The sequence below is a fragment of the Alteribacillus sp. HJP-4 genome (assembly GCF_042139015.1).
In the GTDB taxonomy this organism is placed as follows: domain Bacteria; phylum Bacillota; class Bacilli; order Bacillales; family Marinococcaceae; genus JBHIKY01.
The window spans coordinates 1-16,164 of the sequence record NZ_JBHIKY010000017.1; the positions used below are offsets into that span (position 1 = coordinate 1).

Consider the following 16,164-nt stretch of genomic DNA (forward strand, 5'->3'; position numbering starts at 1 on the left):
AAAGTAACAAGACACCCCAAAACATCTGAAATTTTAGGACCCTTTTATTCCAATAGAGGAATAAAAGGGTCCTTTTTTGAACTTCCGTTTTTGTTGGAGATAAAATGCAGGTTTTTCAGCAGCCTCGAAGAGCAGCGGCTGAAGATCCGCCGGGCGCGGGTTTCGCCCGGTTAGCTGAAGCGCTGCCCACGGAAAGCGAAGGACTTGTCCACTGCTTTTTTTACCATGCAAAAGGGGCGAGAATCATTTATGATACAGCCCCTTTTCGTATTAATATCCCCAATGGCCTGCGATAAACTCATCACGTCCTGAACGTTCTCGATCTTGTTCGTACTGCTTTTTGTGAGTTTTATAAAAATTTTGGTGATGTTTTTCCGCTGGATAAAAATGCTCTGCTGGCATGATTTTTGTAACAATTTCATTTTGAAAGCGGCCGCTTTCCTCAATTTCCTCACGTGACTGCACCGCAAGCTCTTTTTGCTTCTCGTTATGATAGAATATTGCAGTACGATACTGTGGCCCGCGGTCTTGAAACTGTCCGTTGCCATCAGTAGGATCGATCTGCGGCCAATAAATCTCTAATAATTTTTTATAAGGAAATACCCTTGGATCAAATAGTATCTGCACTGCTTCAAAGTGGCCGGTTGTACCAGTTTTCACCTGTTCATATGAAGGGTTTTGGAGATCTCCCCCTGTATATCCGGAAATCACCTGATGTATTCCTTCCATTTCATCGAAAGGCTTCACCATACACCAGAAGCATCCTCCAGCGAACGTAGCTTTTTCAAATGGCTCCTGCAAGTTATCACCTCCCATAATCTCCTTTTATCATAACGTATAATTAATAAGAATCGTCAAGTCATTAGACTATAGAGTTTTAAAATAAAACTTTGCTCATTTAAAGGGTTGATTGATTAAAGGAAGAGAGATAAAATGACAAAATGAATAGAGTTTAAAAAGGGCGGGGATAAAATGAATCGATTAAATCTTTTTGTAAATAAGTATTTTGCAGTTTTTGTTATTATAATTTCTTTGATTGCCTATATTCTGCCAGAATTTTTTTCGGGAATTACGGATTATATTATTATTTTACTTGGCATAATTATGTTTGGTATGGGTTTAACCTTAAAGATTTCTGATTTTAAAGTGGTGGTTCAAAAGCCGCTTCCAGTATTTGCTGGTGTTGCTGCACAATTCGTTATTATGCCGCTCGCAGCATTTCTTATTGCAGTTTTACTGCAGCTTCCTCCGGAAATAGCCGCCGGATTAGTACTTGTTGGCGCATGCCCTGGAGGCACAGCCTCGAATGTAATGGTTTATTTGGCAAAAGGGGATGTACCAGTGTCTGTGGCGATGACTTCTGTATCGACGATGCTTGCTCCGTTGTTAACGCCGGTTGTTTTGCTTTTGCTGGCTGACGAATGGCTTCCTGTGGATCCGCTTTCCATGTTTATATCTATTTTTCAAGTAATCATTATCCCGATTGCGTTAGGGATCCTGGTAAACAAGTGGAGTCCAGGAGTAGTGGCAAGAAGCGTAAAAATTCTGCCTCTCGTGTCTATGACTGCGATTATCGCTATCGTTGCTGGTGTCGTCGGCGTAAATAAAGAAAATATCGCGTCAACCGGACTGCTCGTTTTCGCAGCTGTTATTCTACATAATGGCTTTGGTCTGCTGCTTGGATATGCCGCAGCAAAAGCAGCAGGTTTGGACGAAACGAAACGCCGGGCAATTTCTATTGAGGTCGGTATGCAGAATTCAGCTTTAGGCTCTCAGTTAGCGACGGTGCATTTTACTCCGCTGGCTGCACTTCCAAGTGCTATATTTTCCGTGTGGCATAATATTTCGGGTCCGCTTGTGGTCTCGCTCTGGGGAAGAAGAGACCGTAATAGAGACCTATAATAATCAGGAAGGGATTCGTTGAAGAATGTTACTTATTTTTCACTCCCTGGGCAGTACAAAAGTCGTTCCTCATTAATGAGGAACGACTCCTTTTTGTGGTAGACGCCATATTTCCGAAGCATATTCCTTTATGGTTCGGTCGCTTGAAAATTTACCAGAATGAGCAATGTTGGTAATGCTCATTTCCATCCATTTCTTTTTGTTTCGGTACACCTGCTCGATTCTTTCCTGTGTTTCCTCGTATTGATCGAAATCCTTAAGCACAAAATATTCGTCATTGTGTGAAAGCAGGTTATAATAAATATCTTTAAAGTCTAGATCTCTTCCAAAAAAACCGTCCCGGAGCTGGTGTAATATGGCCTGAAGGCGCTCATCGGTATTATATAAGTCCTGAGCAGAGTACCCTCCAAGCTGATAATAATCCAGCACTTCTTCAGCCGTGAGTCCAAAAATAAAGATATTATCCTTTCCAACCATATCATGGATCTCAACATTTGCTCCATCCAGTGTTCCAATAGTCAAGGCACCGTTCATCATCAGTTTCATATTTCCGGTACCGGAAGCTTCTTTACTTGCTGTAGAGATTTGTTCACTCACGTCTGTCGCAGGAATGATTTTTTCGGCCAGACTGACATTATAATTTTCCATGAAAACTACTTTTAATTTGTCCTTGACCTGTGGATCATGATTGATTAAATCAGCCGCTGCTAATATCAGACGAATGACCTGTTTAGCAAAATGATATCCGGGCGCTGCCTTCGCACCGAAAATGAACGTTCTCGGAGTAATATCGAGATGAGGGTTTTCCTTTAAGGTGTTATACAGATAAATAACATGAAAAATGTTTAATAGCTGTCTCTTGTACCCGTGCAGACGCTTAATCTGGACATCAAAAATAGATCTGTCATCAACGATAATACCAGTATTCTCTTTTATATGGGCAGCAAGAACCTGCTTATTATAATTCTTTACCTCGGCAGCTTTCTGCTGGAATGAGGAGTCACCGGCAAAACGGAGTAATTTTATTAAATCCTTTGGCCGTTCCTTCCATTGGTCTCCAATAGCAGAGGAGATGATATCTGATAACTCGGGGTTAGCTTGAATGAGCCAGCGCCTGTGTGTAATTCCGTTTGTCTTATTATTAAACTTTTCAGGGTACAAATGATAAAAGTGCTTCATCTCTTTCTTTTTTAGAATTTCAGTATGAATCTTTGCGACCCCGTTTACGCTGTGGCTGCCAACGATAGCAAGGTGAGCCATTTTCACCTGGCCATGGCTGATGACGGCAAGTTCTGGAATCAAATGTCTCATATCCTTATGATCAAACCAGAGCCCCTGACAAAAACGTTCATTGACCTCATCAATAATCATAAAGATTCTCGGCAGCAGTGAAGCAAGCAGGTCAGAAGGCCAGGTTTCAAGTGCTTCAATCAGTGTTGTATGATTTGTATAAGCCACAGTTGACGTAGTGATACTCCAGGCTTCCTCCCAGCCGAAACCTTCTTCATCCATCAGAATTCGCATTAATTCAGGAACTACTAAGCTTGGATGAGTGTCATTTATTTGTATGGATACCTTTTCAGAAAATCTGGATAAAGATAAGTTCTGATGCTTTTTAAACGAACGTATGATGCTTTGTAAGCCGGCTGAAACTAGAAAATATTGCTGTTTGAGACGGAGCCGCTTTCCTTCAAAGTGAGAGTCGTCGGGATATAAAAACTCAGATATCTGCTCTACTGAACGTTTATAGGCAAGGTAATCCTGATAATGATGAGCTGTTTCATCCCACTCATCTTCGTTAGCGGTAGAAGGCTCTGCACTCCATAGACGCAGCGTATTCACCGTTTTATTGTTATATCCAGTGACAGGAACATCATATGGTATGGCTGTAACAGTTTCTGCTCCTTTTAACGAAAATAAAAGCCTCCCTTTACTTTCTTTCATTTCGATTTCTCCACCAAATTGAACAGGTATAGAAAGGTCAGAGCGCCTTGTTTCCCAGACATAATCTTCCTTAAGCCAATAATCAGGCAGCTCAACTTGATTTCCATTGATAAAACGCTGTTCAAATAACCCGTATTTGTAGCGGATGCCGCAGCCGTGGCCCGGCATCTGCAGGGAAGCGAGAGAGTCAAGGAAACACGCTGCCAGCCGTCCAAGTCCGCCGTTTCCCAGTCCCGCATCATGTTCACAGGCATAAACATTTTCCGGAGAAAACCCAAGAGAATTAAGAGCTTCATTCGTGCTTGTAAGCATTTCTAAATTCAGCAGATTTGACTCCATCAAACGTCCAAGTAGAAACTCCATCGAGAAATAATATACTTGTTTATTTTTATCCTGCTTATACGTTTCATGGGTATGAAACCAATCCTTATTAACCTTATCCATAATTATTGTGCTTAAGGCAATATAAATATCATTTTCAGTTGCTTCTTTTTCCGTTTTTCCCAATACACTGCTTAAAGCGTTTCGAATTGCTTCTTTCATTTCTGCTTTTTTCATCATTCATCCACTCCTGCCCCGGCGTGCCCCAGGAAATTTAGGAAAGTCAACGCAATAGCCCAGCATATAAGGAAAGATATTTTTCAGCTGATTGATCCCAGCCTACAGAAGATGCATAGATGTTACGGTATAATGCCTGCAGATGCTCTGGCTGCTCATAAATTCTTTTAGCGTAGCGAATAGAGTTCAGCATGTCGTGAGCGTTAAAGTTTGTAAAGCTGAATCCATTTCCTTCTCCAGTGTGTTCATTAAAGGGAAAGACTGTATCCCGTAATCCACCGGTTTCCCTAACGATTGGAGCTGTTTCATACCTTAATGCAATCAATTGACCGAGTCCGCACGGTTCAAAACGGGAAGGCATAAGAAAGAAGTCAGCTCCAGCATACATTCTTCTTGCTAAACCTTCATCAAAATAAAACCGGACGGCAAGCTGTTCGGTAAAATGAGTAGAAGACATACCAAGTGCATGTTCAAGCTCCTGGTCCCCCGTACCGAGTACTGCCATTTGGAAACCTTCCGCCATAATTTCATCTATTAAATACGTAACAAGAGATAACCCTTTTTGATCAGCCAGTCGTGAGATAATGACAATCATCGGAATATCGGGATTTACAGGCAATCCTAATTCCTTTTGAAGACTCGTTTTGTTTTTCTTTTTTGCTGAAGGCGAGTGAAGATATGTTTCATTTAAATATCCGTCTTTCTCAGGGTGAAACGAGTCTTCATCAATGCCGTTTACGATTCCGGAGAAATCGTGGCTCCGCTCCCGCAGCAGCGGATCAAGTCCTTCTCCATAATATGCGGTCTTAACCTCATCAGCATAAGAAGGGCTGACGGTCGTAATTTTATCCGCATGATAGATGGCAGCTTTCAAACAATTAAGGCCGCCTTTCCACTCAAAACCATAGAAATGCTCAGGGCCGAGGTTTAATAATTCGTAAAACATTTCTCCCGGCATGGCACCCTGATACTGGAGATTGTGAATAGTAAATATTGATTTTACATCCGGAAGCGGCTGTAAAATTTTAAGTAATGCAGGCACCAGGCCGGTCTGCCAATCATGGCTGTGAACAATATCTGGAATGAATGGCAGAAATGCGAGAGCTTCAACGACTGCCCTGCTGAAGAAAACAAAGCGTTCACCGTCGTCAAAATAGCCATATGCCCCGTGCCGCCCGAAATAATGGTCATTTCTTATAAAATAATACGTAATGCTTTCATGTTCAAGAACTAAAAGCGTCGCCTGCTGTCTTCGCCAGCCGACCGGAACAATAAAACTTCCCAGCTCTTTCATTGCTTGTTTGTAAGCAGCTGGAATGTCCATATAATACGGAAGAATAACTGAAGCTTCTGTATTGTCCTGTTGAGAGAGTGCCCGCGGAAGAGAACCGGCCACATCTGCGAGCCCTCCGGTCTTAATAAATGGTGTACATTCAGAAGCAGTGAATAAAACGCGCATGATTGAGGCACCTCTCCTACATTACATGGATTTTCGTTTTGCGATGACAAATGGGTGTTCAGATGCCCCTAAAAGCTTTTTGTCAGGTGAAACGGACACATCTTTATCAAGTACAACATATTCAAGGTCTGCTCCGTTTTTGATGCGGCAGCGCTGCATGATAATGGAGTTTTTCACTTTTGCACCCGGCTCGACTTTTACGCCGCGGAATAAAATGCTGTTTTCGACTTCTCCTTTAATATCACAGCCGTTTGCTATTAGAGAGTTTTTTACGTTGATATTTCCATTATAGCGTGCAGGGGGTTCATCTTTAACTTTTGTATAAATCAATTGATTATCGAAAAAGAGACTGCGGTAGTTTTCAGATTCAAGCAGTTTCATGTTCTGTTTATAATAGCTTTCCAGGGAATTAATTACGGCCGCATAACCTTCATACTCAAAGGTTTGTATGTGAAGTCTGTCAATGTTTCGTTTGATTCCATCGTGGAAAAAGCTGTCTTTACCATGGGCAATACATTCTTCTACGAGGTCAAGGAGAAGCCGTTTTCCAATAATATATATACCAGTAAAAACCTTATTGTTAGCCTTTTCATTTGTAATCGCTTCAACCCAGCCATTGTCATCATTGATGATTTTCATACATTGTTTATGCTCTTCTTCCGGAGTTTCAAATGTCGATGAAATTAACGTAACATCTGCTTCAGTTCTTAAATGATGTCGAAATGCTTCTGTCAGAGGAACATTTCCAATAAATTGACTGCCGCTGACTACTACATATTGAGCGACTCCACGTGTGAAGTAGTCACGATTATTGTGAAAGTGCTGCAAATCTCCTTTAGAAACATCTGTCGGGTCATTCCAGTCTGGTGGAAGGATAAAGAGGCCGCCTCTTTTACGGTCAAGGTCCCATTCTGAGCCAATGCCGAGGTGATCCATCAAGGAGCGGTATTTATTTCTCGCAAACACAGCTATCTCATTAATATTTGCATTGCTCATATTAGAGAGAGCAAAATCAATCAGCCGGTATCTTCCTGCAAAAGGAGCGGCTGCGCCGCACCGAAAGTAAGTTAGTTCGTTTAAAAAATCATGCTCTGGATCAAGATTTACTACTCCCATCATTGTTGCCATGAATGCTTCATCCTTTCTCTTTAGAATTTATCAGAGTATCACGTCTGCTTTGCTATCGTGAACTTTTCGAATTGAGTGTCGTTATCTATAACGATTAATTCTTTTGAAAGGCCAGGCTTAATATAGCAGCCTTTAGGAATTTTTGTCCCGGCTTTTACAATTACTCTGTCAAGGACAGCACCCTCACCGACGGTAACCTCGGGCATGATGACAGAATCAGTAAGTTTCGCATTTTTTCCAACTTCTACTCCAAAGAATAAAATAGAACTGTGAACTTCCCCGAAGATTTGACATCCTTCATTTATTAAGGAACGTCTAACATTTGCTTCTGCTCCGATGTAATGCGGAGGATAATTGGGGTTTACTGTATAAATCCTCCAATTATTGTCGTCAAGACGCAGCTCAGGGTCCTCGCGTAAAAGGTCCATATTTGCCTGCCAATAGCTTTCGATTGTGCCAACATCCTTCCAGTAGCCCCGGAAAGGAAATGCAGAGAGCTTCTTACCGTTATCGATCATCGCCGGGATGATATCCTTGCCGAAGTCATGAGAAGAGGCAGGGTTCCTCGCATCTGCAAGCAGATATTCTCTTAAAGCCTTCCAGTTAAATATATAAATGCCCATTGAAGCAAGGTTGTTTTTTGCATTTTCCGGCTTTTCCTGAAATTCAGTAATGTTATAATCTGCATCTGTATTCATTATTCCGAACCGGGATGTTTCTTCCCATGGTACTTCTATGACAGATATGGTAGAGTCTGCCTGCTGCTCTTTATGAAAGTCGAGCATGGCACCGTAGTTCATTTTATAAATGTGGTCACCTGAAATAATTAAAACATATTCAGGATTATACTGATCTATAAAATGAACGTTTTGGTAAATAGCATCCGCTGTACCTTTGTACCAGTCTCCCCCTTCTTTCCCTGTGTACGGCGGCAGGGTTGTAACTCCTCCGTCTTTTCTGTCCATGTCCCACGGCCTGCCGATGCCCAGGTGATCATTTAAGGCAAGCGGTGCATATTGAGTTAGTACACCGACCGTGTCTATACCGGAATTCGTACAATTACTGAGAGTAAAATCAATAATTCTGTATTTCCCTCCGAAAAATACTGCAGGTTTAGCCATATCCTTTGTTAATAGTCCGAGTCTTTTACCTTCCCCTCCGGCTAACAGCATTCCAACACATTCTTTTTTCATTTCTGCGCCTCCTCCTCGGGTTCCTGTCTTTTTTTCAGCACTGAAATGGCAAACGGCGGAACCTTTAATTGTATAGATTGATTTTGATTATGCGATGGTTCGGGTTCTGAAAATAAAATCGATTGATTTATCTGCCCGGAACCACCATATTCGCTTTTATCAGAATTGAACAGCTCCGAGTAAGACCCTGGAAAGGGAACACCAAGCCGAAAATCATAGCGTACTTCTGGAGTAAAATTACATAAAATTACGATTTCATCTGCCGGGTTCTTACCTTTTCGTGTAAAGGCAATGATACTCTGCTCGTTGTTATCAGCGTCTATCCAGGAGAATCCGTCACCGTCATGGTCTTTTTCAAAGAAAGCCGGCTCATGTGAATAAAAGCTGTTTAGAGCCTTTACGTAGGAAAGCATTGCGTGATGGAGAGGAAAATCTAAAATGTTCCAGTCGAGATCTTCTCTGTCTTTCCATTCATCATACTGGGCAAACTCCGACCCCATGAATAACAGTTTCTTTCCTGGGTGTGCGGCCATGTAACCATAAAGAAGGCGGAGCTGTGCAAATTGTTTCCATTGATCACCGGGCATTTTTTGTAAAAGTGAACGTTTGCCATGGACGACTTCATCATGTGAAAAAGGCAGAACGTAATTTTCTGAAAAGGCGTACATAAAAGAAAACGTCAGAAGTCCGTGATTATACTTTCGGTATAACGGATCCATTTCCATATATTCAAGCACATCATTCATCCAGCCCATATTCCATTTAAAGTTAAATCCAAGTCCGCCTGCATGTACAGGAGCGCTGACGAGCGGCCAGGCTGAGCTTTCTTCCGCCATCATTAAAGCATTTGGAAAATAACGAAATACTGTTTCGTTTAATTTTTTCAGGATGGCAACCGCCTCTAGATTTTCTTCACCTCCGTATGAATTCACGATGAGTTCCTCGTGATCCTGCTTCTCAAAATTCAAGTAAAGCATACTTGCTACAGCGTCAACCCGGAGACCGTCGATGTGATATTCTTCCATCCAGAACAGGGCATTGGAAACGAGAAAGCTTTGAACTTCTGGTTTCCCAAAATCAAATGTTAATGTTCCCCATGTCGATTTTTCTGCCTTTCTTGAATCCTCATATTCATATAATGGTTTGCCGTCAAATAAGCGGAGGCCATGGTCATCCTTGCAAAAATGCCCGGGGACCCAATCCATAATCACACCGATATTGTTCTCGTGGCAAGAATTGACAAAGTATTTGAAATCATCAGGTGATCCATACCTACTCGTAACAGAGAAAAATCCAGTGATCTGATACCCCCATGAACCGTCAAATGGATGCTCTGCCAGAGGAAGAAGTTCAATGTGGGTATATCCTAATTCGAGAATGTAAGGGATGAGACGGTCAGCAAGCTCTCTGTAGGATAAATCCGTTCCGTCCGGGTGTTTCTGCCAGGTACCTGCATGAAGCTCGTAAATAAGCATTTTCGATTCATAAGGGTCTACACGTTCCTGGAGTTTCTGCCACTCGCTGTCCGTCCATTGAAAAGCAGCAGAGGAAGGAGTAAGAGAGGCAGTGTTTGGCCTGACCTCTGATTGGACAGCATAAGGATCGGCCTTGAGAAGACGCTCTCCAGTCTCAGAGAAAATTTCATATTTGTAGCGTGTTCCTGGTGAAATCCCGTAAATAACACCACTCCAGATACCTGAAGATGGAATGCGTTCAAGCTGGTGGCCGGAAGAATTCCAATTGTTAAAATCTCCAGCTACACCGACTGAAGAAGCATGCGGCGCCCAGACTGAAAAAGTAAAACCTTGATTTTCATTTTCCTTTACAGCGTGACTTCCAAGAAACTTGTAGCTGAAATAAGACGTTCCTTGGTGGAATAAAAATACATCATTTTCTGATACTGGAATATTTTCCATTTAAATCCTCCATCATGAGACGATCAAAATCTCTTCGGTTACGTGTGTTTAGTCAAAAGAATCTATCTGTTCCATTCTATATAAAAAGTGGAAACCCTTCTATTTTTGAAAGAAATTCATAAATATTTTACAAATTTTTCACGCTGTTATTTAATTTTCGACAGCAGGATGTAACAGCGAATAGAAGTCATACAATTTAAATTGTATAATAAATACAGAATTCATAATAAATTGCCTGGAAGGAAGATTTAATGGTGTTTAATGAAGGAAACGTTCTGCCTGCTGCCCGTACTGAAAAAGAATTTGAGTCTTTGTTAAGAGGGCACCATGAGTTTATTGTTTTATTGAACAGTCACATTGCGCAGCTTAAAAGCATGATAGGTTTAGCAAAAAAAGCGAATAAAAAGGTTCTGCTTCATGCTGATCTAATTCAGGGTCTGGCCCAAAATGAATATGCAGCCCAGTTTATATGCCAGCAGCTTAGACCTGAAGGATTAATTTCTACCCGAAAACAAATGTTGAAAACCGCCAGGCAGCATAAGATGACAGCCGTCCAGCGTTTATTTCTGCTTGATTCGATAGCACTTGAGACGAGCTATCGACTAATAGATGACGTTAAACCTGACGTGATTGAAGTTCTTCCTGGAGTCATTCCTGGAATGATCAGGGAAGTGGCGGAAAAAACTAAGCTTCCTATTGTCGCAGGCGGCTTAATTAGAACGAAAGAAGAGGCGGAAGCTGCTTTAGGAGCAGGAGCAGTGGCTATTTCCACTACCCGCAAAGAGCTTTGGGATATCTAATTTCTTGTTTCCCTGTTCGATTGCAATAAAAACAGGAAAAGTGTACAATTATGTTAAGTTAATTTGGTCGGAGGTAAGGAGAGACCGCAGTAATCCGGATAGAGAGTCCGGTGTTTACTGCGGTCTTTTTTATTTCCCGGCATTTATTGTATAGGAGGTACCAAATGAATAATAACTACTCATTATCTACAGCATCACGGACATCTCGTCTTGAACAGCTGAGTGAAGAAAAACTTGATATTCTTGTCATTGGCGGAGGTATAACCGGCGCTGGAATTTCATTGGACGCTGCGGCAAGAGGACTAAAAACAGGCCTGATTGAAATGCAGGATTTTGCTGCCGGTACTTCAAGCAGATCCACGAAACTCGTTCATGGAGGCCTTCGGTATCTCAAACAATTGGAAGTTAAACTTGTGGCAGAAGTTGGAAAAGAACGAGCGGTCGTTTATGAAAATGCCCCTCATGTTACTGAACCGCAATGGATGCTACTGCCAATTATTAAAAAAGGAACCTTTGGCAGAACGGCAACATCTTTCGGACTCCGAATATATGATGCTCTTGCCAAGGTAAAAAAAGAAGAACAGCGTTTTATGCTAACCAAAGGTAAAACGTTAGAAAAAGAACCGCTTCTGCGTACAGAGGACCTTATCGGCAGCGGGGTCTATGTCGAATATCGAACGGACGACGCCAGACTGACACTTGAAGCAATAAAAAAGGGTGCTGAACTTGGAGCAAATCCGGTAAATTACACGAGAGCCGAAAGTTTTATTTATGTAGGAAGCAGAATCAAAGGCGTGCAGGTAAAGGATTTGCTGAATGGCAGAACGTATAGCATTTACGCTGAAAATATTGTGAATGCAGCAGGACCATGGGTTGATAACCTTCGCGATAAAGACGGGTCTAAAACAGGGAAGCATCTTCACTTAACGAAAGGAACACATTTAGTTTTTGACCGCCACCGCTTTCCACTCCGCCAGGCCACCTACTTTGATGCTCCTGATGGAAGAATGCTTTTTGCCATTCCAAGAGATAAGAAAACGTATGTTGGAACGACAGATACGACTTATGATGCTGAGATCGCCTCGCCAAGAATGACAATCGAGGATCGGGATTATATTCTAAAAATGGTAAATAACATGTTTCCATCATTGAAGCTGTCCACGGAAGATGTAGAATCCAGCTGGGCAGGCCTGCGCCCGCTTATATATGAAGAAGGAAAATCAGCTTCAGAGATCTCGCGGAAGGATGAAGTGTTCGTTTCGGATTCCGGTTTAATATCCATCGCCGGAGGCAAGCTGACTGGTTACCGGAAGATGGCTGATAAAATAGTTAATCTTATTGTGAAGCAGATGAACCTGCATGCTCCATGTCCGACCGCAGAGGTTCCTCTCTCCGGGGGAAACGTGGGAGGATCTTCCGGATTTGAAACGTTTGTGAAAAAAGAAGCTTTTAAAGGAGTGGAAGCTGGACTTGCAAAAGAAGAAGCAGAATTCTTACTGCGGTTTTACGGCTCCAATGCACTGAAAATATTTGAATTGCTGGAGGAAAATATAAAGAAAGCGAAAGATTCAGGACTGCCATTAAAGTTGGCTGCCCAGCTCATTTACGCCTTAGAATATGAAATGTCAGCTACACCTCTTGATTTTTTTAACCGCAGAACTGGTAAATTATATTTTGCGATAGAGGACGTTGGAAAATGGCAGGATGGTGTAACAGCGTTTATGAAAGCAGAGCTTGGCTGGACCGAGGAGGAGACAAATCAACATAAAACGGAACTTCAGACTGAAGTTAATTATGCAAAACTGCCAGTAGAAGAAGTGGATAACGATTTTTCCAGGATTGGAATATAATTATTATTTATACAGGGGTCCGAAATCGGGCTCCTTTTTTGTACTACTTGAAGGTTCATCATATGTAAGAATGTATTCTTGGAAAATCCCCACTTGATTGTGGATCTCTTTTTCGTTTTCCCTATGTTGATTCCACGATGAGCATTCGGTGGGGACGCCAGGTCGATTAAAACCGGCCACGTTCTGTGGCCAACATTGACACTGGCACGTCCGGTGCGTCACGGGAACAGCGCGAGCTGAAGATCCGGGGCTGTATCATAAATGATACTCGCCCCTTTTGCATGGTAAAATAAGCAGTGGACAAGTCCTTCGCTTTCCGTGGGCAGCGCTTCAGCTAACCGGGCGAAACCCGCGCCCGGCGGATCTTCAGCCGCTGCTCTTCCCACTGGAGTCTTCGGACTTGTCCCCTGCTATCTTCTATTTAGGATACTACTTTTTCTATAAAAAGGGGCTTTTGCTACAGCCCCTAGCTGAGGCCGTGCCCGCGGCAAGCATCCACCGCTAATTGATTCGTGAGAATCCACTACAAACTTTACAAGCTCTTTCAGATTAGAAAGGACTTTTTCAGTGACCACCGGGTTTTTGGCAGTTTACTTTAATTATCGAAAATGCTCTGCTTTTTAGAGAATTTTGGAAATATTGCGTGCAGTTTCGTCATATTTTTACTATACTTGTGATAAATATTGAAATGGAGTTGATTGCTGATGGCTTGGAGGCAGAATTGGAAACGCTGGTCTGATTTTCTTGAGCTTGACTCTGAATTAAAAGACCAGCTCAGCTTAATAACGGAACAGGATAAGCAGCTCGAAGACAGCTTTTACAAATACTTAGAATTTGGAACAGGCGGTATGCGAGGAGAGATCGGCCCTGGTACTAACCGGATGAACAAATATACGATCCGGCGGGCGGCAGAAGGGCTCGCTAGATATATAGAGGATCACGGCGAAGAAGCTAAAGAACGCGGTGTTGTTATCGCCTACGATTCCCGGCACCGTTCGCAGGAATTTGCTATGGAGGCTGCTCAAACATTAGGGGCCCATCGCATTCAGGCTTATGTCTTCCAGGAATTACGTCCAACTCCTGAGCTTTCCTTTGCCGTTCGATATTTAAATGGATTCGCGGGCATTGTTATTACGGCAAGCCACAATCCACCAGAGTATAACGGATTTAAGGTATATGGCGAAGATGGCGGCCAATTTCCGCCAGGGCCGGCGGAAACACTTATTGAAAAAGTGGAGTCCGTAGAAAATGAACTCGAAATACCAACTGCCGATATTACGGAAATGAAAGCAGATCGATTGTTAAAAATAATTGGAGAACAAATAGATAACGCTTATAATAATGAACTTCAAACAATATTAGTTAATCCAGAACTCACTCAATCTAAAGGTGGAAATGTATCTGTAGTCTTTACCCCGCTTCACGGCACAGCAAATATCCCGGTAATGAGAGCCTTAGAGACTTCTGGATTTACAGATGTGACAATCGTGAAAGATCAGGCTCTTCCTGACCCAGAATTTTCAACAGTTAGGAGTCCTAATCCGGAGGAAAAAGCAGCATTTGAACACGCGATTGCTGAGGGGGATAAAACTAGTGCAGATGTTTTAATTGCAACAGACCCTGATGCAGACAGAGTAGGCCTTGCTGTCCGCGGCAAGGACAACCATTATCAAGTATTAACAGGCAATCAGACAGGCGCGCTTATGCTGGAATATTTGCTTTCTCAGAAACAAAAAAAAGGAATTCTTCCTGAGAACGGCATTGTAATGAAAACCATTGTTACGTCTGAGCTTGGCCGTACGATTGCAGAAAACTATGGAATGACTGTAATGGACACTTTAACCGGATTTAAATTTATCGGAGAAAAAATAAAGAAGTTTGAGCAGTCAGGTGAATATACATTTCAATTTGGGTATGAGGAATCTTACGGTTATTTGATTGGAGATTTCGTAAGGGACAAGGATGCCGTCCAGGCAGCACTTTTAAGTGCAGAAATGACTCTTTGGTATAAGGAACAAGGAAAAACCCTATATGACGGCTTATTAGATATTTATCAAAGGTACGGTTGTTACCTTGAGGATTTGGATTCTCTTACCTTGAAAGGAAAAGAAGGGGCAGAAAAAATTGAGGAGATTATAAAGGTTTTTCGTTTGTCTCCTCCTCAAATAATTGGGGGAAGAGAAATATTACTTCTGGAAGACTACAAAACTTGTGAACGAACGTATCTGAAAGATCCAGGGCGCACAGAAACCATTGAACTTCCTGTTTCCAACGTTTTAAAGTATAAGCGGGAGGATGGGGCATGGTTCTGCATTCGGCCTTCCGGAACGGAACCGAAAATAAAATTCTACTTTGGTGTGAATGAAGGCAGTCTCAAACAGGCGGAAGAAGAGCTTCTTCAATTAAAAATGGATGTTATGGCCCAGGTGCAGCAAATGCTGTAAGGAGAAAAGACGCAGGGGGGATGGAAACTCCCTGTGTCTTATTGTTATACTTTCAAAAGACATGTATCTGCTGTTGAATGTATAACAGAAGTTTAGTTGTAGAAAAGGAGATTGAGTATGCAAGACTGGGTCAGAGATTACCTCCGTACCCTTACACTGCTGCAGGAAAAACCCTCACGAGCATTCTTGAAAAAAATTATCCGGGCGCATATTCGGACGTTTCCATTTGAGAATATCAGTAAACTGATTTCTAAAGAACAACGCAATGGAACGGTATCGATACCAGGTCCGGAAGAGTTTTTAGCTTCTCATCATAATCGCCATACGGGCGGCACATGTTTTGCCCTGAATGCAAACCTTTTAAAGCTTCTTAAAGCTCTTGGTTTTGAAGGATATTATATTCATCCGGGAGAAGACCATATGGCAATTGTCTTAAAAGATCCAGAGTCTTCTCATAATAATATGTATGTGGACGTCGGCACTACAGCTCCTTTATTCGATCCTATTTCCTTTGAAGGAAGAAAAAAAATGATCCCTGCCTTTGCGGGGGAGAAGCTGCTTTTTCTACCTGGCCCGCAAAAAGGGGTATACAGCTATATCAGGGTGCGGGGAGATCAGATTATTAATAAAAAATGGACATTTTCCATTTACGATGAACTAGAAGAGAAAGAGTTTTATCCCTGGGTAAAAAATACGTATAAAGATACTGCACCCTTTATGAATAAGTTACGCTGCCAGCTGTGGCAGCCCGAAAAGAGACGTGGTTTATCAATAAACAATCGTCACTTTACGATTCGTAATGCAAGCGGAGGAGTATTAGTGAAAAGTGTTTCAGACCGGGAGTCTCTCCGCTGTATATTGCACGAAGAGTTTAATTTTCCACGTCTTCCACTTGATCATGCTTTATCTATTCTGGAGGAAAAACAAATTGCTTTATTTGAGGAAACAAAAAAAGAAAGAGGGAGCTGAT

Annotated in this window: 12 protein-coding genes; 5 read left to right on the forward strand and 7 right to left on the reverse strand. The window is 42.1% G+C overall.

Annotation, left to right across the window (positions count from 1 at the left end):
• Nucleotides 1-270: 270 nt before the first annotated feature.
• Nucleotides 271-801: a peptide-methionine (S)-S-oxide reductase MsrA gene (gene msrA, locus ACE4RR_RS14885; RefSeq protein WP_375536224.1), complete on the reverse strand. Its 531-nt coding sequence runs from the start codon at nt 799-801 to the stop codon at nt 271-273.
• Nucleotides 802-972: 171 nt separating this feature from the next.
• Here msrA and ACE4RR_RS14890 point away from each other — a divergent pair, with 171 nt between their 5' ends.
• A complete protein-coding gene (locus tag ACE4RR_RS14890; protein WP_375536225.1) occupies nt 973-1,902 on the forward strand; it encodes a bile acid:sodium symporter family protein in 930 nt (309 codons plus the stop codon).
• 72 nt (nt 1,903-1,974) lie between these two features.
• Here the strand turns inward: ACE4RR_RS14890 and ACE4RR_RS14895 are convergent, their stop codons facing one another.
• From ACE4RR_RS14895 to glgB, 5 genes are read right to left on the reverse strand one after another with little or no spacing between them, the layout of a single operon-like run.
• Nucleotides 1,975-4,404 (reverse strand): glycogen/starch/alpha-glucan phosphorylase, encoded by a 2,430-nt coding sequence (locus ACE4RR_RS14895; protein WP_375536301.1) that lies wholly within the window; start codon nt 4,402-4,404, stop codon nt 1,975-1,977.
• 46 nt (nt 4,405-4,450) lie between these two features.
• Entirely contained in the window at nt 4,451-5,863 is a 1,413-nt protein-coding gene (locus ACE4RR_RS14900; protein WP_375536226.1) for a glycogen synthase, read from the reverse strand.
• Nucleotides 5,864-5,884: 21 nt separating this feature from the next.
• Complete coding sequence (glgD, locus tag ACE4RR_RS14905; RefSeq protein WP_375536227.1) at nt 5,885-6,991, reverse strand: glucose-1-phosphate adenylyltransferase subunit GlgD; 1,107 nt, start codon at nt 6,989-6,991, stop codon at nt 5,885-5,887.
• A 38-nt stretch (nt 6,992-7,029) separates the two neighbouring features.
• Nucleotides 7,030-8,184: a glucose-1-phosphate adenylyltransferase gene (locus ACE4RR_RS14910; RefSeq protein ID WP_375536228.1), complete on the reverse strand. Its 1,155-nt coding sequence runs from the start codon at nt 8,182-8,184 to the stop codon at nt 7,030-7,032.
• On the reverse strand, nt 8,181-10,100 hold the full coding sequence (gene glgB, locus ACE4RR_RS14915; protein WP_375536229.1) for a 1,4-alpha-glucan branching protein GlgB: 1,920 nt from the start codon (nt 10,098-10,100) through the stop codon (nt 8,181-8,183). Before glgB ends, ACE4RR_RS14910 begins: the two co-directional genes overlap by 4 nt.
• A 251-nt stretch (nt 10,101-10,351) precedes the next feature.
• Between glgB and ACE4RR_RS14920 the strand changes: the two genes are divergently transcribed.
• Nucleotides 10,352-10,900, forward strand: a complete 549-nt coding sequence (locus tag ACE4RR_RS14920) for a glycerol-3-phosphate responsive antiterminator (RefSeq protein ID WP_375536230.1) — start codon at nt 10,352-10,354, stop codon at nt 10,898-10,900.
• Nucleotides 10,901-11,064: 164 nt separating this feature from the next.
• Nucleotides 11,065-12,750, forward strand: a complete 1,686-nt coding sequence (locus tag ACE4RR_RS14925) for a glycerol-3-phosphate dehydrogenase/oxidase (protein ID WP_375536231.1) — start codon at nt 11,065-11,067, stop codon at nt 12,748-12,750.
• 218 nt (nt 12,751-12,968) lie between these two features.
• Here ACE4RR_RS14925 and ACE4RR_RS14930 read toward each other — a convergent pair whose 3' ends face one another.
• Nucleotides 12,969-13,136, reverse strand: coding sequence for a hypothetical protein (locus tag ACE4RR_RS14930; protein WP_375536232.1), 168 nt, complete (start codon nt 13,134-13,136; stop codon nt 12,969-12,971).
• A gap of 318 nt (nt 13,137-13,454) precedes the next feature.
• Between ACE4RR_RS14930 and ACE4RR_RS14935 the strand changes: the two genes are divergently transcribed.
• Nucleotides 13,455-15,194: a phospho-sugar mutase gene (locus ACE4RR_RS14935; RefSeq protein ID WP_375536233.1), complete on the forward strand. Its 1,740-nt coding sequence runs from the start codon at nt 13,455-13,457 to the stop codon at nt 15,192-15,194.
• Nucleotides 15,195-15,311: 117 nt separating this feature from the next.
• Nucleotides 15,312-16,163, forward strand: coding sequence for an arylamine N-acetyltransferase (locus tag ACE4RR_RS14940; protein ID WP_375536234.1), 852 nt, complete (start codon nt 15,312-15,314; stop codon nt 16,161-16,163).
• The last annotated feature ends 1 nt before the right edge of the window (nt 16,164 follow it).